We start from the raw sequence: 21,451 nt of genomic DNA on the forward strand, positions 1-21,451 counted from the left end.
AGCGCGCCACGCCCAGCGCGCCACGCCAGTCCGTCCCGTGGACGCCCCTGACCATCCGTGGCGCTCCGGGCTACCCTGGCGGCGTGCGCCTTCCACGGGAAGCCGCAAAGCCGACAGCCGTCGCATTCCAGGGAGCATCTCCATGGCCTCGTCGCCGAACCCGTCCCTCTCGTCCGCAGCCGCCGCCGGCCGGGCCCGAACCGCCGCGCTGCGCGAGGCCCTCGCGACCCGCGTGGTGGTCGCCGACGGCGCGATGGGCACCATGCTCCAAGCCCAGGACCCCACGCTGGAGGACTTCGAGAACCTCGAAGGCTGCAACGAGATCCTGAACGTCACCCGGCCCGACATCGTGCGCTTCGTCCACGAGGCGTACTTCTCGGTGGGCGTCGACTGCGTCGAGACGAACACGTTCGGCGCCAATCACACGGCGGCGTCCGAGTACGACATCGCCGAGCGCGTGTACGAGCTGTCCGAGGCCGGCGCTCGCATCGCCCGCGAGACGGCCGACGAGTTCGGCGCCCGCGACGGCCGCCAGCGCTGGGTCCTGGGCTCCATCGGCCCGGGTACGAAGCTGCCGTCCCTCGGCCACATCGGCTACACCACGCTCCGCGACGGATTCCAGGCGAACGCCGAGGGCCTGCTCGCCGGCGGCGCCGACGCCCTGATCGTGGAGACCACGCAGGACCTCCTCCAGACGAAGTCGTCGATCCTGGGTGCCCGCCGCGCCATGGAGGCCACCGGCCTCGACGTACCCCTGCTGGTCTCCATGGCCTTCGAGACGACCGGCACGATGCTGCTCGGCTCGGAGATCGGCGCCGCGCTGACCGCGCTCGAACCGCTCGGCATCGACATGATCGGCCTGAACTGCTCGACCGGCCCGGCCGAGATGAGCGAGCACCTGCGCTATCTGTCCCGCCACTCCACCACCCCGCTGCTCTGCATGCCCAACGCCGGCCTGCCGATCCTCACCAAGGACGGCGCCCACTTCCCGCTCGACCCCGAGGGCCTGGCCGACGCCCAGGACACCTTCGTACGGGACTACGGCCTGAACCTGGTCGGCGGCTGCTGCGGCACCACCCCGGAGCACCTGCGGCAGCTCGTGGAGCGCGTGCAGGGCGCCACGCCCGTCGAGCGCCGGCCGCAGCCCGAACCCGGCGCCGCCTCGCTCTACCAGACGGTCCCGTTCCGCCAGGACACCGCGTACATGGCGATCGGCGAGCGGACGAACGCCAACGGGTCGAAGAAGTTCCGCGAGGCCATGCTCGACGCCCGCTGGGACGACTGTGTGGAGATGGCCCGCGACCAGATCCGCGAGGGCGCGCACATGCTCGACCTGTGCGTGGACTACGTCGGCCGCGACGGCGTCGCCGACATGAACGAACTCGCCGGCCGCTTCGCCACCGCCTCCACGCTGCCGATCGTTCTGGACTCCACGGAGGTTCCCGTCCTCCAGGCAGGCCTGGAGAAGCTCGGCGGGCGCGCCGTCATCAACTCGGTGAACTACGAGGACGGCGACGGACCGGAGTCCCGCTTCGCCAAGGTCACGAAGCTGGCCCAGGAGCACGGCGCCGCGCTGATCGCGCTGACGATCGACGAGGAGGGCCAGGCCCGTACCGTCGAGCACAAGGTCGCCATCGCCGAACGGCTGATCGAGGACCTGACGACGAACTGGGGCATCAACGAGTCGGACATCCTCATCGACACGTTGACCTTCACCATCTGTACCGGCCAGGAGGAGTCCCGCAAGGACGGCATCGCCACGATCGAGGCGATCCGCGAACTCAAGCGCCGCCGCCCGGACGTGCAGACCACCCTCGGCCTGTCCAACATCTCCTTCGGCCTCAACCCGGCCGCCCGCATGCTGCTCAACTCGGTCTTCCTCGACGAGTGCGTCAAGGCGGGCCTCGACTCGGCGATCGTGCACGCGTCGAAGATCCTCCCCATCGCCCGCTTCAGCGAGGAGGAGGTCACCACCGCCCTCGACCTCGTCTACGACCGGCGCGCGGAGGGCTACGACCCGCTCCAGAAGCTGATGGCCCTGTTCGAGGGCGCCACCACCAAGTCCCTCAAGGCCGGCAAGGCGGAGGAACTCGCCGCCCTGCCCCTGGACGAGCGACTTCAGCGCCGCATCATCGACGGCGAGAAGAACGGCCTGGCGGCGGACCTCGACGAGGCCCTGACGACCCGACCCGCCCTCGACATCGTCAACGACACCCTCCTGGAGGGCATGAAGGTCGTCGGCGAGCTCTTCGGCTCCGGCCAGATGCAGCTCCCGTTCGTCCTCCAGTCAGCCGAGGTCATGAAGACGGCCGTCGCCTACCTCGAACCGCACATGGAGAAGACGGACGACGACGGCAAGGGCACGATCGTGCTCGCCACCGTCCGCGGCGACGTCCACGACATCGGCAAGAACCTCGTCGACATCATCCTCACCAACAACGGCTACAACGTCGTCAACATCGGCATCAAGCAGCCGGTCTCCGCGATCCTCGAAGCCGCGCAGGAGCACAGGGCCGACGTCATCGGCATGTCCGGCCTCCTTGTGAAGTCGACCGTGATCATGAAGGAGAACCTCCAGGAACTCAACCAGCGCAAGCTGGCCGCCGAGTACCCGGTGATCCTCGGCGGTGCCGCCCTGACCAGGGCGTACGTCGAACAGGACCTCCACGAGATCTACGAGGGCGAGGTCCGCTACGCCCGCGACGCCTTCGAGGGCCTGCGCCTGATGGATGCTCTGATCGGCGTCAAGCGGGGCGTCCCCGGCGCCAAGCTGCCCGAGCTCAAGCAGCGCCGCGTCCGTGCGGCCGCCGCCGTACAGGTCGAGGAGCGCCCCGAAGAGGGCCACGTCCGCTCGGACGTCGCCATCGACAACCCCATCCCCACCCCGCCCTTCTGGGGCACCCGCGTCATCAAGGGCATCCAGCTCAAGGAGTACGCCACCTGGCTCGACGAGGGTGCCCTCTTCAAGGGCCAGTGGGGGCTCAAGCAGGCCCGCACCGGCGACGGGCCCACGTACGAGGAGCTCGTGGAGACCGAGGGCAGGCCCCGGCTGCGCGGCCTGCTGGACAAGCTCCAGACCGAGAACCTGCTCGAAGCGGCCGTCGTCTACGGCTACTTCCCGTGCGTGTCCAAGGACGACGACCTGATCATCCTGGACGACGCGGGCAACGAGCGGACCCGTTTCTCCTTCCCCCGCCAGCGCCGCGGCCGACGGCTGTGCCTGGCCGACTTCTTCCGCCCGGAGGAGTCCGGCGAGACTGACGTCGTGGGCCTCCAGGTCGTCACCGTCGGCTCCCGCATCGGTGAGGAGACCGCCAAGCTCTTCGCCTCCGACTCCTACCGCGACTACCTCGAACTCCACGGCCTGTCCGTGCAGCTGGCCGAGGCCCTCGCCGAGTACTGGCACGCCCGCGTCCGCTCCGAGCTGGGCTTCGCCGGCGAGGACCCGGCCGCGATCGAGGACATGTTCGACCTCAAGTACCGGGGTGCCCGCTTCTCCCTCGGTTACGGCGCCTGCCCCAACCTGGAGGACCGCGCCAAGATCGCCGAGCTCCTTGAGCCCGAGCGGATCGGCGTCCACCTCTCCGAGGAGTTCCAGCTCCACCCCGAGCAGTCCACGGACGCGATCGTGATCCACCACCCTGAGGCGAAGTACTTCAACGCCCGCTGAGCGCTCCGCCGGGTCGAGCGGTGTTTCGAGGCCGCCGGCCCGGCGCGGGCGACAGCGCGGTCCCCGACAAAGGGCGCTTCCGAGCGCGGCGTCGTACACTGGTCGGTCCACCGCAGGCCGGTTCCCCATCCGGGAACCGGCCTGCTCGTCCCACAAGGAGGTGCGCCGGATGACCACGACGATCCCCGCGCTCGGAACCCGTACGGCCGAAGGCTCCGCACTGCAGGCCGTGCTCCTGGACATGGACGGCACCCTGGTGGACACCGAGGGCTTCTGGTGGGACGTGGAGGTCGAGATCTTCGCCGGTCTCGGGCACACCCTCGACGACTCCTGGCGCCATGTCGTGGTCGGCGGCCCCATGAGCCGCAGCGCGGGCTTCCTGATCGAGGCCACCGGCGCCGACATCGCCCTGCCCGAGCTGTCCGTCCTGCTCAACGACGGCTTCGAGGCCCGCATCGGACGCGCGCTGCCGCTGATGCCCGGCGCGTCCAGACTCCTTGCCGAACTCGCCGCGCACGGCGTCCCCACGGCCCTGGTCTCCGCCTCCCACCGGCGCATCATCGACCGCGTCCTCACCTCCCTGGGCCCCCAGCACTTCGCGCTGACCGTCGCGGGCGACGAGGTCGAGCGGACCAAGCCGTTCCCCGACCCCTACCTCCTCGCGGCCGCCGGGCTGGGCGCGGAGCCGGCCAGGTGCGCGGTCATCGAGGACACCGCGACCGGTGTCGCCGCCGCCGAGGCCGCCGGCTGCCACGTGGTGGCCGTCCCGTCCGTCGCCCCCATCGCCCCCGCCGCCCGCCGCACCGTCGTGACCTCACTGGAAGAGGTCGACCTGCCGTTCCTGCGCGGCCTGATCGGTGATCACGTAAGCAATTGAAAATACAAGGAATTCCAAGATCACTCATGGGGTTCCGGCCGGGAATTCGGATCGCTGCAACGAATTCGCCGCAGTGACTGAATTCCGCCGAATGTGAAGCCCTTTCGGCTTGTGAGGTTTGCCACTCGAAGGGGGTTCGGGCGCGCCGTCCATGCGCGCTCGGGCCCCCCTTCGGAGCGCGTTCGCCGCGCGTTTGTGTCCCGATTGGTGAAGAGCGCCCCAAACATTCCGTGCGCACTACACCGGTGTGTCCGCAGCCGGTTCCGCAGCGTGAGGAGGGCCCAACTCCGGTGCGTACCAGCCACTCTGACAGTGCGGGCTAATCTCGACACGAGAACATCGCCGTACTTCCCGTGACGCGCTCGCACCACCCCGCCGGCACCCGTCTCGGAACACAGCTCTGGAGAATTTCGAGCAATGAACCGCAAGACCTTGGTGCTGCCGGCCCTGATCGGTCTGCTCACCCCGGTGCTCGCCTCCTGCCAGGCGACGGACAGCGCGGGCGGCAGCGGTGACGCGATCGTCGTCGGCACCACCGACCGGTTCACCGCCTCGAAGGAGGCCCCGGCCCCCGTCGACCCGGCCTACGCCTACGACGTCGGCACCTGGAACATCCTCCGCCAGACCGTCCAGACCCTCCTGGTCCAGCCCCGCGGCGACGGCGAGCCGGAACCCGAGGCCGCCTCCAGCTGCTCCTTCACCGACACCGGCAACGAGCGCTACGTCTGCAAGCTGCGCGACGGCCTGAAATTCGCGAGCGGCGACCCGGTCACCGCCGAGGACGTGAAGTTCTCCATCGACCGGGCCCGCGCCCTCAAGGCCGACAGCGGTGTCTTCGCCCTGCTGTCCACGATCGACCTCGTCGAGACCAAGGGCAAAGAGGTGATCTTCCACCTCAACAGCCCCGACGCGACCCTCCCGTACAAGCTCTCCACCCCGGTCGCCGGCATCGTCAACCCGGCCGACTACGACAAGGGCAAACTGCGCGACGGCTTCCAGGTCGACGGCTCCGGTCCGTACACCATGGACACCGAGGTCGAGAACAACGAGCTGGTCAAGGCCGTCTTCACCAAGAACCCCAACTACCAGGGGCAGTTGGACCCGAAGAACGACAAGGTCGAGCTGCGCTCCTTCGCCGGCGCCGACGCCATGGGCACCGCCCTGCGGGACGGCGACATCGACCTGATGACCCGCACCATGACACCGGAGCAGATCGACAAGCTCTCCGCGTCCGACGACAGCGACATCGACGTGGTCGAGTCCACCGGCCTGGAGATCCGCTACCTCGCCTTCAACACCGACGCCGCCCCGGTCGAGAGCACCGCCGTCCGCCGGGCCATGGCCGAGGTCATCGACCGCGCCGAACTCGTCTCCAAGGTGTACGGCTCCCAGGTCGAACCCCTCTTCTCGCTCGTCCCGGCCGGCATCACCGGCCACTCCAACTCCTTCTTCGACAAGTACGGCGACCCGGACATCGCCAAGGCCAAGTCGACCCTGGCGGAGGCCGGCGTCACCACCCCGGTGAAGCTGACCCTCCACTACACGACCGACCACTACGGCGCGGCCACGAAGAAGGAGTTCGAGCTGCTGAAGAAGCAACTCGACGACAGCGGCCTGTTCGACGTCACCATCAAGGGCGCGCCCTGGTCGACGTTCCGCCCCGCCGAGCAGGAAGGCGAGTACGCCGTCTACGGCATGGGCTGGTTCCCGGACTTCCCCGACGCCGACAACTACCTCGCGCCCTTCCTCGACAAGGACAACTTCCTCGGCTCGCCGTACGCCAACAAGGAGATCCGCGGCAAGCTGATCCCGGAGTCCCGCCGCGAGGCCGACCGTCTCACCGCCGTGGACAGCCTCGCCAGCATCCAGGACATCGTGGCCGACGACGTGCCCATCCTGCCGCTGTGGCAGGGCAAGCAGTACGTCGCCGCCCGCGACGACATCACCGGCGCCGAATACGCCCTCAACTCCGCCTCGACGCTCCAGCTCTGGGAGCTGGGCCGCGGCGTGGGCAACTGATCGACACCTCGATCCCCGCCCCGGGCAGAGGCCTGCCGGCCTCTGGGGGAGCCCGGAGCGTCCCCAACGCACCCGACGACACAAGGCATCGATACGTGAACATGCGCACGCAGTGGCCCGTCCTGACCATCGCGACAGGGCTGGCCGCCGGCCTGCTGACCGGCTGCGGCTCCGAATCGGGGGGATCCGGGGACTCCGGCTCCAACGTGGTGATGGGGATGTCCGACGACGTCCTCGCCACCGACCCCGCCTCCGGCTACGACCCCGGGTCCTGGCTCCTCTTCAACAACGTCTTCCAGTCCCTGCTGAGCTTCCCCAACGGTGCCACCGAGCCCGAACCGGACCTCGCCGAGGACTGCTCCTTCACGGACAGCGGCACCAAGGTCTACGAGTGCACGCTCAAGGACGGCCTGAAGTTCAGCAACGGTGAGGCGCTCACCGCGAAGGACGTCAAGTTCTCCTTCGACCGCATGCTGAAGATCAACGACGAGGTCGGCCCGGCCATCATGTTCCCCATGCTCGGCAAGGTCGAGACACCGGACGACAAGACCGTCCGCTTCAACCTCAAGTACGCCGACGCCACCTTCCCCAGCAAGATCGCCTCCGGCGCCGGCTCCATCGTCGACGAGAGCGCCTACGACGCCGACGGCCTCCGCAAGGACGGCGAGGCGGTCGGCTCCGGCCCCTACAAGCTGGAGTCCTTCGGCGAGGACGAGGCCGTCTTCAGCGTCAACGAGAACTACCGGGGCACCGCCGACGTCGAGAACGAGGGCGTCACCCTCAAGTTCTTCCACGGTGATCAGGACGCCCTGAAGCAGGCCCTGCTCGAGGGCGAACTCGACGTCACCTACCGCGGCCTCAGCGCCGCCGACATCTCCGACATCGAGACCGAGACCTCCACCGCCAACGGCGTCGACATCGTCGACGGCTCCGGCGCCGAGGTCCAGCACCTGGTCTTCAACATGGACGACCCCATCACCGGCAAGCTCGGCGTCCGCCAGGCCATCGCCTACCTCCTGGACCGCGAGTCCCTCGTCGACGAGGTCTACCAGGGCACCGCGACCCCGCTGTACTCGATCATCCCGGCCGGCATCACCGGCCACAACACGGCCTTCTTCGACACCTACGGCGCCCGCCCCTCCCGCGCCAAGGCCGAGGCCGCCCTGCGCGCCGACAACATCACCGACAAGGTCGAACTGACCCTCTGGTCCACCCCGTCGCGCTACGGCCCCTCGACCGACCAGGAACTGAAGGCCATCGCCGAACAGCTCAACGACAGCGGCCTGTTCGACGCCAAGGTCGAGTCCGTCGCCTTCGACCAGTACGAGAAGGACATAGCCGCCGGCAAGTACGGCGTCTACGTGAAGGGCTGGGTCCCCGACTACCCGGACCCCGACAACTTCACCAGCCCCTTCTTCGGCAAGGGCAACGTCCTTGGCAACAACTACACCAACGACACCATCACCGGTGAACTCCTCACGACGACCGCCGCCCAGAGCGAGCGCTCCTCCACGGAGAAGGAGTACGCCGAACTCCAGAACATCGTCGCCGCCGACGTCCCCCTCCTCCCCGTCTGGCAGGCCAACCAGTACGCCGTCGTCCGCGACGACGTCTACGGCCTGGAGTACTGCCTGGACGCGTCGACCGTGTTCCGCTTCTGGGAGATCAGCAAGGGCTGACCCCCGACACCGCCCCGACGACCGAGGGCGCCCTCTTCCACCGGAAGAGGGCGCCCTCGGCGCGTTGTCACCGTGCGGCCCGCCTACTGCGCGCCGGGGCGCACCAACCCGCTCTCGTACGCGTACACCGCCGCCTGCACCCGGTCCCGCAACCCCAACTTGGTGAGCACATGACCCACATGCGTCTTCACCGTGGTCTCGCTGACGAACAGATCGGCGGCGATCTCCGCGTTCGACAGACCCCGCGCCACCAGCTTCAGCACCTCGACCTCACGGTCGGTCAGCGTGTGCAACGTGTCCGGCACCGGCTCGTCACCCGACGGCAGATGCTCCGCGTACTTGTCGAGGAGCCGGCGCGTGATGCTCGGCGCGAGCATCGCCTCACCCGCCGCGACCACCCGGATCGCCTGCACCAGCTCGTTCGCCGGAGCGTCCTTCAACAGGAACCCACTGGCACCCGCCCGCAACGCCTCCACCACGTACTCGTCCAGATCGAAGGTGGTCAGCACCAGCACCTTCGCCGGACCGTCCCGCCCCGGCCCGGTGATCTGCCGGGTCGCCTCCACCCCGTCCATCCGGGGCATGCGGATATCCATCAGAACCACATCGGGCTGAAGCGCCCGCACCTGGTCGATCGCCTGAAGGCCGTCCCCGGCCTCCCCGACGACCGCGATGTCCTGCTCCGCCTCCAGAATCATCCGGAACCCGGTACGCAGCAGCGGCTGGTCGTCGACCAGTAGGACGCGGATGGCCACGAAAGTCTCCTTCGGCTAGTCCGGCCCCATTCTGCCCTGCGCCGCACCGCCCGACTCGGCTGACCTCACCTGAAGCGGATACGGCGGGGGAGTCCCACCGAACTCCGGACAGACCGCCTGATGATCACACCAACCGCACAGCTTGGTCGGCCGCGGCCGCCAGTCCCCGCTCTCCGTGGCCAGCCGGATCGCCTCCCACAGTGAGAGCAGCTTCCGCTCCACCCGCTCCAGATCCGCGACCACCGGGTCGTACGTCAGCACATCACCACTGCCGAGATAGACGAGCTGGAGCCGGCGCGGCACCACCTGCTTCAGCCGCCACACCACCAGCGCGTAGAACTTCATCTGGAACAGCGCGCCCTCGGCGTACTCCGGCCGCGGCGCCTTCCCCGTCTTGTAGTCGACGATCCGCACCTCACCGGTGGGCGCCACATCCACCCGGTCGATGATCCCGCGCAGCCGGAGCCCCGACTCCAGCTCCGCCTCCACGAACATCTCGCGCTCGGCGGGCTCCAGCCGCGTCGGATCCTCCAACGTGAACCAGCGCTCGACCAGCCGCTCGGCCTCACCCAGCCAGCGTGCCAGCCGCTCACCCTCCGGGTCGTCCGCGAACAGCTCGACCACCTCCGGCCGGGTCTCCCGCAGCCGGTCCCACTGCCCGGGCACCAACGACTTGGCACGCGGAACCGTCCGCTCGGCCGCCGGTGCGTCGAACAGCCGCTCCAGCACCGCGTGCACCAACGTGCCGCGCGTCGCCGCCTCGCTCGGCTTCTCCGGCAACCGGTCGATCACCCGGAACCGGTACAGCAGCGGACACTGCATGAAATCGCCCGCACGTGAGGGCGACAGCGAGGCGGGAGGCGCGGCGGCCCGCACGGCAGGACGACCGCCTTCGCCGCCCACCGGGTCGCCGCCCTCGGGGCCGGTGCCGGTGCGGTCGGTGCTGGTTTCCATGACGACAGACCATACGGCCCACCACTGACAGTGACAGCCACGGCCTCGTACGACCACCGCCCCCGACACCGCACGTCGACACCCGTGTGACACATGCGGCGCGGGGGAAAACAGAGGGGGTGCCGGGGCGGAACCCACCACGACGACCGCATAGCATCGACCACAGACCCTTCCGCCCGGCCACCGGGCGCGGAAGACGCTTCGAACGAGGGGACATCGTGGAGACGAGCGGCGGGAGCGGGCAGCCGCGGTCCGGCAGCGACGAGGCGCCCGAGCGCGCACACCGCGACCCGACCGAGACACCGGCGGCGGAAAGCACCCCCCCGACGAACCCCGAGAACCCGAAGCACCCCGAGGACGCCGCCGCCCCGCAGGAGCCCGCCGCCGAGGAGCCCGCCGCCAAGGCCGCCGACCCCACCGAGGACACGAAGCCGCCGACGGACACGAAGCCGCCGACGGACACGAAGCCGCCGACGGACACGACGACCCCGGACACGACGACCCCGGACAAGGCGACCCCGGAGGAAACCACCCCGGCCGACCTGCACAAGGCACCGGTGGACGACCCGGAGCGCACAGCGGCCTCCGCACGCCCCCAACTCCCCCCCACCAAGCCCCCCAAGCGCCCCAAAGAACCCGGCGGCGGCATCCTCATGGGCCGCCCCTTCGGCGTACCGGTCTACGTCGCGCCCAGCTGGTTCCTCGTCGCCGCCCTGATCACATGGGTCTTCGGCGGCCAACTCGACCGCGTCCTGCCCGAACTCGGCGGCGCCCGCTACCTGGTCTCCCTCTTCTTCGCCGTCGCCTTCTACGCCTCCGTACTCGTCCACGAACTCGCCCACACGGTCGCCGCCCTCCGCTTCAAACTGCCGGTGCGCCGCATCCAGCTCCAGTTCTTCGGCGGCGTCTCCGAGATCGAGAAGGAGTCCGAGACCCCGGGCCGCGAATTCGTCCTCGCCTTCGTCGGCCCCCTGCTCTCCCTGATCCTCGCGGGCATCTTCTACGTCGCCCTCCAGGCCGTCGAACCCGGCACCGTCCCCGGCGTCCTGCTCGCCGGCCTGATGATCTCCAACCTGATCGTGGCCGCGTTCAACCTGCTGCCCGGACTGCCCCTCGACGGCGGCCGCATGCTCCGCGCCGTCGTCTGGAAGATCACCGGCAGACCGATGACAGGCACCGTCGCCGCCGCCTGGGTGGGCCGCGCCCTCGCCATCTCCGTGCTCATCGGACTGCCCCTGCTCACCCAGTCCGGACTGCTCGGCTCCGCTGCCGAGGACAGCGTCGGCATGGACACCGTCCTCGACGCCCTGCTGGCCGCGATCCTCGCCGCCATCATCTGGACCGGCGCCGGCAACAGCCTCCGCATGGCCCGACTGCGCGAACACCTCCCCGAACTCCAGGCCCGCACCCTCACCCGCCGCGCCGTCCCCGTCGAGACCGACACCCCCCTCTCCGAGGCACTGCGCCGCGCCAACGAAGCCGGCGCCCGCGCCCTCGTCGTCGTCGACCCCGCAGGCGAACCCGTCTCCCTCGTCCGCGAAGCCGCCATCGTCGGCGTCCCCGAACACCGCCGCCCCTGGGTCGCCGTCAGCGGCCTCGCCCAGGACCTCACCGACGGCATGCGCGTCTCCGCCGAACTCGCCGGCGAAGACCTCCTCGACGCCCTCCGCGCCGCCCCCGCCACCGAGTACCTGGTCGTCGAGGACTCCGGCGAGATCTACGGCGTCCTCTCCGCGTCCGACGTGGAAAAGGCCTTCGTCAAAGCCATGGCCCGACCCTCCTGACCAACCTCCTCCCGGCACCCGCCCTCCCAACGCGGTGCTCCCCCGCCCGCCCGTCGCACGCCCGCGCAGGCCGATGAAGCGGTGGTCGGAGGCCCCCGCGGGGACCGGTAGGCTGTTCACATGTCCGAACCGACCGGTGCCGCCCGCAGGCGCGGGCCCTTCAAGGTCGGGGACCAGGTTCAGCTGACCGACCCCAAGGGCCGCCACTACACGTTCACGCTCGAAGAGGGAAAGAACTTCCACACCCACAAGGGTTCTTTCCCCCACGACGAGCTGATCGGCGCTCCCGAGGGCAGCGTTGTCCGCACCACGGGGAACGTCGCCTATCTGGCACTGCGCCCCCTGCTCCCCGACTACGTCCTGTCCATGCCCCGCGGCGCAGCCGTGGTCTACCCCAAGGACGCGGGGCAGATCCTCGCCTTCGCCGACATCTTCCCCGGCGCCCGCGTCGTCGAAGCCGGCGTCGGCTCCGGCTCCCTCAGCAGCTTCCTGCTGCGCGCCATCGGCGACCAGGGCATGCTGCACAGCTACGAACGCCGCGAGGACTTCGCCGAGATCGCGCAAGCGAACGTCGAGCGCTACTTCGGCGGCCCCCACCCCGCCTGGCAGCTCACCGTCGGCGACCTCCAGGACAACCTGAGCGACCCCGACGTCGACCGCGTCATCCTCGACATGCTCGCCCCCTGGGAATGCCTGGACGCCGTGTCCAAGGCCCTCGTCCCCGGCGGCATCCTCTGCTGCTACGTGGCGACCACCACCCAGCTCGCCCGCACCGTCGAATCCATCCGCGAGATCGGCTGCTTCAACGAGCCCAGCGCCTGGGAATCGATGATCCGCAACTGGCACGTCGAAGGCCTCGCCGTCCGCCCGGACCACCGGATGATCGGCCACACCGGCTTCCTGCTCACCGCCCGCCGCCTCGCCGACGGCGTCGAGCCCCCCATGCGCCGCCGCCGCCCCTCCAAGGGCGCCTACGGCGAGGACTACACCGGCCCCAACGCCGACGGCGGCGCCGGCCGCTGAGCCGCCCCCCCACCCGCCGCGGGGCCCGGGGGCCTCGCCGACGGGTGGCCGGCAGCCTCCGCGCCGCGCACAACGCGCCATTGACGTGGCCGAGTTCCCGACAGCGCCAGGGAACTCGGCCACGGCGCACACCCCTTGACGCGCCGCCGGAAAGCTGCGGGAACCACGTACCCCGCCGTTCCAACCCCCTGTGACGTGTGGCACCATGCGGGGCATCCCAACCGGCACAGCACCCTCAGGAGACGCTCCTAGTGCAGCAATCCGCCGTCCCGGAACTGGCACACGCGCACACCCGCCCCATCCACTGGCTCGCCACGGCCACCGCCCTCGCCGGAGTCATGGCCCTCTCGTCCGCCCTCCAGCCCGACGCGGCCAGAGCGGCCCAGCCAGGCCCCCAGGCCGCACCGGCCCCCGCCGTCGTAGCGCCCCCCGACCCCACCGAGGTGGACCTCCCCCTCGACTGCGGACCCGTCGGGATCGTCGTGAAGGCGAAGCGCTCCGGAGACCTCGACGGCGACGGCCGCCCCGAGACCGTCGCCGTCGTGCACTGCGACGCCAGCATGGGCACCCCGCCCGACAGCGTGTACGTCCTCACCCGCTCCACGGACACCGCGGCACCCCGGCTGATCGCCACCCTCGTCGCCCCGAAGGCCCGCAAGACCGTCACCGACTTCGCCGTCCGCGACGCCGTCGTCACCGCCACCCTGCACGGCTACTCGTCGACCGACATCCCCAACTGCTGCCCCGACGTGACGGACCCCCTCAAGTGGCAGTGGAAGAACGGGGCGTTCGTACGCTCGACGCCCGCCGGAGCACAAAGCGTCTGACACCGCCCGCGGCCAGACGTACGGGAAGTGATCACCCGGCAAACCCGGTGTGAGAAAGCAGACACAGCCCGACGCGGAGTACCCGCCGGGTCACTCCGCGTCAGGACCGAAGACCTCGACCCTGTCCGAGACTCGACGCACATGGATGCAGTCGCCCGGACATTCCTTCGCGGAGTCCACCACATCCGTGAGAAGCGGCAGCGGAACGGGTGTTGCCGCCCCCGGGGCCTGCAACAACTCGTCCTCAGGACTCTTCACATAGGCCAGCCCGTCGATGTCCAGCTCGAACACCTCGGGCGCGTACTGGGCACAGATGCCGTCGCCGGTGCACAGGTCCTGATCGATCCAGACCTCCAGCGCCTCACCCTCGGCCCCGGCCTCCTGCTGCACGGTCATCTCTTCTGCCGTTTCTCTCATCGAGCCGGTCGGGAACGATGCGGGCTCTGACGGGTGTTGAACACTTCGACCCTACCTGGGGCGGCTTCCCAACCATGTTCGGTGGGTATTCCCCTGGCGTGAGGGAGAGCGCAAGGGTGAAGATCGGACACACCCCGACCGTCTTTGTGATCTAGGGGTTTCAATCGACACCCACCCAGGTAGGGTCTGGAAGCGTCCAGCTCCCCTTGGAGGAGGTGAGGACCGTGGCAGCCCACGACGACGACATGAACCGCGGCATCCGCCCGGGACGAGGGTCCGACGACCCGGCCGGGCAGATTGCCTACCTTGAGCAGGAGATCGCCGTCCTGCGACGCAAGCTCGCCGACTCTCCGCGACACACGAGGATTCTCGAAGAGCGGATCGTCGAGCTGCAGACCAATCTGGCCGGCGTGTCCGCACAGAACGAGCGGCTGGCCAACACGCTCCGTGAGGCCCGCGACCAGATCGTGGCCCTCAAGGAAGAAGTCGACCGGCTCGCACAGCCACCGGCCGGCTTCGGTGTCTTCCTCGTAGCGAACGAGGACGGCACGGCCGACATCTTCACCGGAGGCCGCAAACTCCGGGTGAACGTCAGCCCCAGCGTCGAGCTGGAAGAGCTCAGGCGTGGCCAGGAAGTGATGCTCAACGAAGCTCTCAACGTGGTCGAGGCCATGGAATACGAGAGCGTCGGAGACATCGTCACCCTCAAGGAGATCCTCGAGGACGGCGAGCGCGCACTCGTCCAGGGGCACACCGACGAGGAACGGGTGGTACGGCTCGCCGAGCCGCTGCTGGACATCACCATCCGCCCCGGCGACGCCCTCCTGCTCGAACCGCGCTCGGGCTACGTCTACGAAGTCGTCCCCAAGAGCGAGGTCGAGGAACTCGTCCTCGAAGAGGTCCCGGACATCGGCTACGAACAGATCGGTGGCCTTGGCAACCAGATCGAGATGATCCGCGACGCCGTCGAGCTCCCCTACCTCTACCCGGACCTCTTCAAGGAGCACGAACTCCGTCCGCCCAAGGGTGTCCTTCTGTACGGCCCCCCCGGATGCGGCAAGACGCTCATCGCCAAGGCCGTGGCGAACTCACTCGCCAAGAAGGTCGCCGAGGTGACCGGCCAGGCCCAGGGCAAGAGCTTCTTCCTCAACATCAAGGGCCCCGAACTCCTCAACAAGTACGTCGGCGAGACCGAGCGGCAGATCCGCCTCGTCTTCCAGCGTGCCAGGGAGAAGGCCAGCGAGGGCACCCCCGTCATCGTCTTCTTCGACGAGATGGAATCCCTCTTCCGCACCCGCGGCTCCGGTGTCAGCTCGGACGTGGAGAACACCATCGTCCCGCAGCTGCTCGCCGAGATCGACGGCGTGGAAGGCCTGGAGAACGTGGTCGTGATCGGCGCCTCGAACCGCGAGGACATGATCGACCCCGCGATCCTGCGCCCCGGCCGGCTCGACGTGAAGATCAAGATCGAGCGTCCGGACGCCGAAGCGGCCAAGGACATCTTCCAGAAGTACCTCACCGAACGCCTCCCGCTCCACACGGACGACGTCGGCGAACACGGCGGCTCCAAGGCCACCACCGTCCAGAGCATGATCCAGACGGCAGTGGAACACATGTACGCCGAATCCGAGGAAAACCGCTTCCTGGAAGTCACCTACGCCAACGGAGACAAGGAAGTCCTCTACTTCAAGGACTTCAACTCCGGCGCCATGATCGAAAACATCGTCGGACGCGCCAAAAAAATGGCCATCAAGGACTTCCTCGACAAGAACCAGAAGGGCCTCCGCGTCTCCCACCTCCTCCAGGCTTGCGTGGACGAGTTCAAGGAGAACGAGGACCTGCCCAACACCACCAACCCGGACGACTGGGCCCGAATCTCCGGAAAGAAGGGCGAACGGATTGTCTACATCCGTACCCTGATCACCGGAAAGCAGGGCGCCGACACCGGACGCTCCATCGACACGGTGGCGAACACCGGTCAGTACCTGTAAAACACAGGGCGGCTGCGGGTGCCCTCACCGGGTACCCGCAGCCGACTGTTTTCCAGGACACGGCCGGAGCAAGGCAATGACGCAAATGATCTCCCCACCAGCGCAGAGCCGTTCTAGGCTCTTTCGTACCGCCGAGTCGCGCAGTGCGGGACCGGGCACCGCACACGCACCGGAGCGCCAGCGGTACTTGAGCGGCGTCCCCGACCGAGGACGCCGCCGGGCAAGGAGGGCCGCATGACCGTACGGCGAGTAATGGGCATCGAGACGGAGTACGGGATCTCCGTCCCCGGCCACCCCAATGCCAATGCCATGCTCACCTCGTCCCAGATCGTCAACGCCTACGCCGCGGCGATGCACCGGGCCCGCCGGGCCCGCTGGGACTTCGAGGAGGAGAACCCGCTGCGGGACGCGCGAGGCTTCGACCTCGCCCGCGAGGCCGCCGACTCCAGCCAGCTCACCGACGAGGACATCGGCCTCGCCAACGTCATCCTCACCAACGGCGCACGCCTCTACGTCGACCACGCACACCCCGAATACAGCGCCCCCGAAGTCACCAACCCCTTCGACGCCGTCCTCTGGGACAAAGCCGGCGAACGCATCATGGCCGAGGCCGCCGAACGCGCCGCCCAGCTCCCCGGCGCCCAACCCATCCACCTCTACAAGAACAACACCGACAACAAGGGCGCCTCCTACGGCACACACGAGAACTACCTGATGAAGCGGGAAACCCCCTTCTCGGACATCGTGCGCCACCTCACCCCCTTCTTCGTCTCCCGCCAGGTCATCACCGGCGCCGGCCGCGTCGGCATCGGCCAGGACGGCCACGAACACGGCTTCCAGCTCAGCCAGCGCGCCGACTACTTCGAAGTCGAGGTCGGCCTGGAGACGACGCTGAAGCGCCCCATCATCAACACCCGAGACGAACCCCACGCCGACGCGGAGAAATACCGCCGCCTCCACGTGATCATCGGCGACGCGAACCTCTCCGAGATCTCGACCTACCTGAAGCTGGGCACGACAGCGCTGGTCCTGTCCATGATCGAAGACGGCTTCATCGCCGTCGACCTGGCCGTCGACCAGCCCGTACGCACGTTGCACCAGGTCTCCCACGACCCGACCCTGCAACGCCTCGTCACCCTCCGCAGCGGACGCACCCTGACCGCCGTACAACTCCAGATGGAGTACTACGAGCTGTCACGCAAATACGTGGAGGAGCGCTTCGGGGCGGATGCCGACGAGCAGACGAAGGATGTCCTCAGTCGCTGGGAGGACACGCTCAACCGGCTGGAGAACGACCCGATGAGCCTCTCCGGGGAACTGGACTGGGTCGCCAAGCGGGAACTCATGGAGGGCTACCGGCGCCGCGACGACCTCGACTGGGACGCCGCCCGGCTCCACCTCGTCGACCTCCAGTACGCCGACGTACGCGCCGACAAGGGCCTCTACAACCGTCTGGCGGCCCGCGGCAAGATGAAGCGGCTCCTGGACGAGACGGACGTCGAGAGGGCCCGTACGAAGCCGCCGGAGGACACTCGCGCGTACTTCCGAGGCCGCTGCCTGGAGCAGTACGCCGACGACGTCGCGGCCGCCTCCTGGGACTCGGTGATCTTCGACCTTCCCGGTCGGGATTCGCTCCAGCGCGTCCCAACCCTCGAACCGCTTCGCGGAACGCGAAATCACGTCAAGGAGCTCCTGGACCGCTGCCGCACGGCAGAAGACCTGGTCAGGGTCCTGTCCGGCCGCTGAACCGGGGTTCATCCCCGATCAGCGGGGCAGGGTGGAAACAGCGGCGTCCGGGAATCATCGAGGTGGTCCCCGGACGTTGTGGAAACAACGGGGCCAATGTCAGACCCGGCTTGTAGGGTCTGATCATCACCGATCGGCAGGAATGCCGACCTGTCGACCATGTCGGGCAACAGAGCGGGGTTGAGGGTTATGGCGACCAAGGACACCGGCGGCGGACAGCAGAAGGCCACACGTTCCACTGAAGAGGTCGAGGAGGCACCCGAGGCGCAGGCATCGGAGGACCTCAAGGAGCGGCAGGAGAAGCTGAGCGACGACGTCGACTCGGTTCTGGACGAGATCGACGACGTCTTGGAAGAAAATGCCGAGGATTTCGTACGCTCGTTCGTTCAAAAGGGTGGACAGTAGTCACATCCATGAACGATGGGGGGTTGAAGAAGTGCTCGGCTTGCCAGCAAGTGCTTCCGGCCGGCGCATTCGCGAGCAACAGGTCGCGACCTGATGGTCTGCAGGCCAATTGCCGTGAATGCGCGGCCGAGTACCACCGGCGACGCCAAGAAGCACGCGGCAAGACGGTTCGAGAGAAAGTCGATGTACCCGACGGACACAAGTTCTGCCGGACGTGCGGTGAGGTCAAGCCACACGGCGAGTGGCATCGCAATGCCACTGCATCCGATGGTCTGTCCACGCGCTGCAAGACATGCCGAGCAGCGCCGTCTCGGCAGGACCACCTGAGGCGCCAGTACGGCATCACCGAAGCCGAACGCGACGAGTTGATCGCCTCCCAAGGGGGCGTCTGCTGTATCTGTTTGGCGGCTTTGCCGGCTCATGTGGATCACTGCCATGAGACGGGTAGGGTCCGAGGCGTACTGTGCTTCAGCTGCAACGCGGCGCTGGGGCAGTTCAAGGATCGGCCCGACGTCATAAGGCGGGCTGCGACATACGTGGAAGGAAACGCGTGGAAGCCAACACTCGTAGCACCGGGCGTCTACCAGCTGCCTTCCTGACGCCAGGGTCGTCGTCCTTCATGGACTTTCTGTCGGACCACCAGCCGGAGCTGCTCCCCGGCAAGCGGCAGCTGCCGCCGGTCCAGGGCGTGATCGAGGCCCCGCACGGCACGACGATCGTGGCCGTGACGTTCCCCGGTGGTGTGGTGCTCGCCGGTGACCGCCGGGCCACGATGGGGAACATGATCGCGCAGCGGGACATCGAGAAGGTGTTCCCGGCGGACGAGTACTCGGCGGTGGGTATCGCCGGTACGGCGGGTCTGGCCGTGGAGATGGTCAAGCTGTTCCAGCTGGAGCTGGAGCACTTCGAGAAGGTGGAGGGCGCCCAGCTCTCCCTGGAGGGCAAGGCCAACCGTCTGTCGACCATGATCCGTTCCAATCTGGGCATGGCCATGCAGGGTCTGGCAGTCGTCCCGCTCTTCGCCGGTTTCGACGTCGACCGTGCGAAGGGCCGTATTTTCTCCTACGACGTGACGGGTGGCCGTTCCGAGGAGAGCGGTTACGCGTCCACCGGCTCCGGGTCGATCTTCGCGCGCGGTGCCATGAAGAAGCTCTTTCGTGACGATCTGACCGAGGACCAGGCCACGACTCTCGTGATCCAGGCCCTGTACGACGCGGCAGACGACGACTCGGCGACCGGTGGTCCCGATGTCGCCCGCCGGATCTACCCGATCGTCACCGTGATCACCGAGGACGGCTTCCGTCGGCTCACCGACGACGAGTCGTCCGAGATCGCCCGCTCGATCCTGGAGCGGCGCATGGAGCAGCCCGACGGCCCGCGCGCTGCCCTGCTCTAGCCGATCCGGTCGACGGCCTTCTTATCAAGGTGATCCAGTGACTTCGACAGAAAGGGACGGATAACCGGTGTCGACGCCGTTCTATGTCTCACCCCAGCAGGCCATGGCCGACCGGGCGGAGTACGCCCGCAAGGGCATCGCCCGTGGCCGCAGCCTGGTCGTGCTGCAGTATGCCGACGGCATCGTGTTCGTCGGCGAGAACCCGTCCCGCGCGCTGCACAAGTTCAGCGAGATCTATGACCGGATCGGCTTCGCGGCCGCCGGCAAGTACAACGAGTACGAGAACCTGCGGATCGGTGGTGTGCGCTATGCCGACCTGCGTGGTTACACCTATGACCGTGACGATGTGACCGCCCGTGGTCTCGCCAATGTCTATGCGCAGACGCTGGGCACGATCTTCTCCTCCGCGGCCGAGAAGCCGTACGAGGTGGAGCTGGTCGTCGCCGAGGTCGGTGAGACTCCCGAGGGTGATCAGATCTACCGTCTGCCGCACGACGGTTCGATCGTCGATGAGCACGGCTCGGTGGCGGTGGGCGGTAACGCCGAGCAGATCAGTACGTATCTGGATCAGCGTCACGAGGACGGCATGTCCTTGGCCGATGCCCTCAAGCTCGCTGTCCAGGCTCTCTCCCGTGACACGAACGGCACGCAGCGGGAGATCCCTGCCGAGCGCCTGGAGGTCGCTGTCCTCGACCGTACGCGTCCCCAGAAGCGCAAGTTCAAGCGCATCGTCGGTCGTCAGCTCGGTCGGCTGCTGGAAGTGGACGGCGCCAGCACGGAGGCCGAAAGCTCCGAGGAGGAGTAGCACCAGCACGCCGCTGCGAACCCTGCCCGTAGTGCGCCCCGGCCGTCACAGGCCGGGGCGCGCGGCGTTCGGTGGTGCTCAGTGGCCTGGGGGCGCTGTGGACGCCCGAACCACCAGCTCTACGGGAATGTCCCCCTCCGCGGGTGTGCGGCCGTCCAGGACGGCCAGCAGGGCCTGCATGCCGCGCTCCCCGAAGAGTTCCGCGTCCAGTCGGACGGTGGTCAGCTCGGGGTCGAGTGCGGTGGCGAGTGCGAGGTCGTCGAGGCCTGTCACGGAGATGTCCTCCGGTACGCGTAGGCCCAGTCGGCGTGCGGCCTTGTAGGCGCCGGCGGCGAGTTTGTCGTCGTCGCACACCAGTGCGGTGGGTCGGGGGCCGGGCGCGGCGAGCGCGGTCTGCGTCGCGGTCAGGGCGTCGTCGATGGAGATCGGTGCGGCGGTGGTCCGCAGGGAGGTTCCCGGGATCGCTCCGAGTCGTGCCGCGAGTTCCCGGGCGCGGATGTCGAAGGTCCAGGAGGGTACGTCCGCGGCGAGGTGCAGGAAGTGGCGGTGGCCCAGTTCCAGGAGGTGTTCGGCGATCTGTCGTACGCCGTCGCGGATGTCGAGGTTGACGGTGGCGGCGCCGAGGCTGCCGTCGGGGTCGCTGTCGAGCATCACCAGGGGGAGTTGGTCGCCCCGGATCGCGCTGAGCGCGTCGGCGGCCATGGAGGAGGCGATGACGCCGTCGAGGGCGGCCTGGGCGGAGGCGAAGGGGTCGCGGGCGGGGCCGACGCCCTGGGGGGAGGGGTAGAGGACGACGCCGAAGCCGTGTTCGGCGGCGACGCGGGCCGCGCCGGTGTAGACGCCGGCGAAGAATTCGGTGGTGAGGGCGGGTACGACGAGGAGCACGGTGCGGGTGTGGCCGAGGCGTAGGTTGCGGGCGGCGAGGTTGGGCCGGTAGCCCAGTTCGCGGGCTGCTTCGCGTACGCGTTCGGCGGTGGTCTCGGAGACGCGGCCGCGCCATTTGTCGCCGAGGACGAGGGAGACGGCTGCCTGGGAGACGCCGGCGGCCTGGGCGACGTCACGGCTCGTGGGCCGTGTGGTACCTCGTGCCACCGTGGGTCTGC

At 68.5% G+C, this 21,451-nt stretch carries 17 protein-coding genes; 13 read left to right on the plus strand and 4 right to left on the minus strand.

Going from position 1 to position 21,451, the window contains the following annotated elements; all coding sequences use genetic code 11:
• Positions 1–142 precede the first annotated feature (142 nt).
• The 4 genes from metH to I8N67_RS11355 all read left to right on the plus strand — a co-directional run bounded on the left by metH (position 143) and on the right by I8N67_RS11355 (position 8,245).
• Entirely contained in the window at positions 143–3,670 is a 3,528-nt protein-coding gene (gene metH / locus I8N67_RS11340) for a methionine synthase (RefSeq protein ID WP_200302709.1), read from the plus strand.
• A 169-nt stretch (positions 3,671–3,839) separates the two neighbouring features.
• Positions 3,840–4,547, plus strand: coding sequence for an HAD family hydrolase (locus I8N67_RS11345; RefSeq protein WP_200302711.1), 708 nt, complete (start codon positions 3,840–3,842; stop codon positions 4,545–4,547).
• A gap of 417 nt (positions 4,548–4,964) precedes the next feature.
• A complete protein-coding gene (locus I8N67_RS11350; RefSeq protein ID WP_200302713.1) occupies positions 4,965–6,566 on the plus strand; it encodes an ABC transporter substrate-binding protein in 1,602 nt (533 codons plus the stop codon).
• A gap of 95 nt (positions 6,567–6,661) precedes the next feature.
• Positions 6,662–8,245 (plus strand): ABC transporter substrate-binding protein, encoded by a 1,584-nt coding sequence (locus I8N67_RS11355; protein ID WP_200302714.1) that lies wholly within the window; start codon positions 6,662–6,664, stop codon positions 8,243–8,245.
• Positions 8,246–8,328: 83 nt separating this feature from the next.
• Here the strand turns inward: I8N67_RS11355 and I8N67_RS11360 are convergent, their stop codons facing one another.
• Positions 8,329–9,000: a response regulator gene (locus I8N67_RS11360; protein ID WP_200302715.1), complete on the minus strand. Its 672-nt coding sequence runs from the start codon at positions 8,998–9,000 to the stop codon at positions 8,329–8,331.
• A 15-nt stretch (positions 9,001–9,015) separates the two neighbouring features.
• Positions 9,016–9,954 (minus strand): RecB family exonuclease, encoded by a 939-nt coding sequence (locus tag I8N67_RS11365; protein ID WP_200302716.1) that lies wholly within the window; start codon positions 9,952–9,954, stop codon positions 9,016–9,018.
• Between the two features lie 218 nt (positions 9,955–10,172).
• Between I8N67_RS11365 and I8N67_RS11370 the strand changes: the two genes are divergently transcribed.
• The 3 genes from I8N67_RS11370 to I8N67_RS11380 all read left to right on the plus strand — a co-directional run bounded on the left by I8N67_RS11370 (position 10,173) and on the right by I8N67_RS11380 (position 13,588).
• The gene (locus tag I8N67_RS11370) at positions 10,173–11,738 is read left to right on the plus strand and encodes a site-2 protease family protein (protein WP_200302717.1); all 1,566 of its coding nucleotides are present in this window, start codon (positions 10,173–10,175) and stop codon (positions 11,736–11,738) included.
• A gap of 120 nt (positions 11,739–11,858) precedes the next feature.
• Positions 11,859–12,761, plus strand: coding sequence for a tRNA (adenine-N1)-methyltransferase (locus tag I8N67_RS11375; RefSeq protein ID WP_200302718.1), 903 nt, complete (start codon positions 11,859–11,861; stop codon positions 12,759–12,761).
• A 251-nt stretch (positions 12,762–13,012) separates the two neighbouring features.
• Positions 13,013–13,588: a hypothetical protein gene (locus I8N67_RS11380; RefSeq protein WP_200302719.1), complete on the plus strand. Its 576-nt coding sequence runs from the start codon at positions 13,013–13,015 to the stop codon at positions 13,586–13,588.
• A 90-nt stretch (positions 13,589–13,678) separates the two neighbouring features.
• On the opposite strand, the gene I8N67_RS11385 is transcribed toward I8N67_RS11380, so the two are convergent.
• Complete coding sequence (locus tag I8N67_RS11385) at positions 13,679–13,984, minus strand: ferredoxin (protein WP_200302721.1); 306 nt, start codon at positions 13,982–13,984, stop codon at positions 13,679–13,681.
• 245 nt (positions 13,985–14,229) lie between these two features.
• Here I8N67_RS11385 and arc point away from each other — a divergent pair, with 245 nt between their 5' ends.
• The 6 genes from arc to prcA all read left to right on the plus strand — a co-directional run bounded on the left by arc (position 14,230) and on the right by prcA (position 20,348).
• Positions 14,230–15,996: a proteasome ATPase gene (arc, locus tag I8N67_RS11390; protein WP_200302722.1), complete on the plus strand. Its 1,767-nt coding sequence runs from the start codon at positions 14,230–14,232 to the stop codon at positions 15,994–15,996.
• Positions 15,997–16,230: 234 nt separating this feature from the next.
• Positions 16,231–17,742 carry a depupylase/deamidase Dop gene (gene dop / locus I8N67_RS11395; protein WP_372443689.1) on the plus strand — a complete coding sequence of 504 codons (1,512 nt, stop codon included), beginning with the start codon at positions 16,231–16,233 and terminating at the stop codon, positions 17,740–17,742.
• A gap of 189 nt (positions 17,743–17,931) precedes the next feature.
• On the plus strand, positions 17,932–18,147 hold the full coding sequence (locus I8N67_RS11400) for a ubiquitin-like protein Pup (protein WP_030606474.1): 216 nt from the start codon (positions 17,932–17,934) through the stop codon (positions 18,145–18,147).
• Between the two features lie 8 nt (positions 18,148–18,155).
• Entirely contained in the window at positions 18,156–18,746 is a 591-nt protein-coding gene (locus I8N67_RS11405) for an endonuclease VII domain-containing protein (RefSeq protein WP_200302723.1), read from the plus strand.
• Positions 18,698–19,543, plus strand: a complete 846-nt coding sequence (gene prcB / locus I8N67_RS11410) for a proteasome subunit beta (protein ID WP_200302724.1) — start codon at positions 18,698–18,700, stop codon at positions 19,541–19,543. The genes I8N67_RS11405 and prcB overlap by 49 nt, the downstream gene beginning before the upstream one ends.
• A gap of 67 nt (positions 19,544–19,610) precedes the next feature.
• On the plus strand, positions 19,611–20,348 hold the full coding sequence (prcA, locus tag I8N67_RS11415; protein ID WP_200302725.1) for a proteasome subunit alpha: 738 nt from the start codon (positions 19,611–19,613) through the stop codon (positions 20,346–20,348).
• 78 nt (positions 20,349–20,426) lie between these two features.
• Here the strand turns inward: prcA and I8N67_RS11420 are convergent, their stop codons facing one another.
• On the minus strand, positions 20,427–21,440 hold the full coding sequence (locus I8N67_RS11420; protein ID WP_200302726.1) for a LacI family DNA-binding transcriptional regulator: 1,014 nt from the start codon (positions 21,438–21,440) through the stop codon (positions 20,427–20,429).
• Between the last annotated feature and the right edge of the window lie 11 nt (positions 21,441–21,451).

This window comes from Streptomyces adelaidensis, assembly GCF_016598475.1.
Taxonomy (GTDB): domain Bacteria; phylum Actinomycetota; class Actinomycetes; order Streptomycetales; family Streptomycetaceae; genus Streptomyces; species Streptomyces adelaidensis.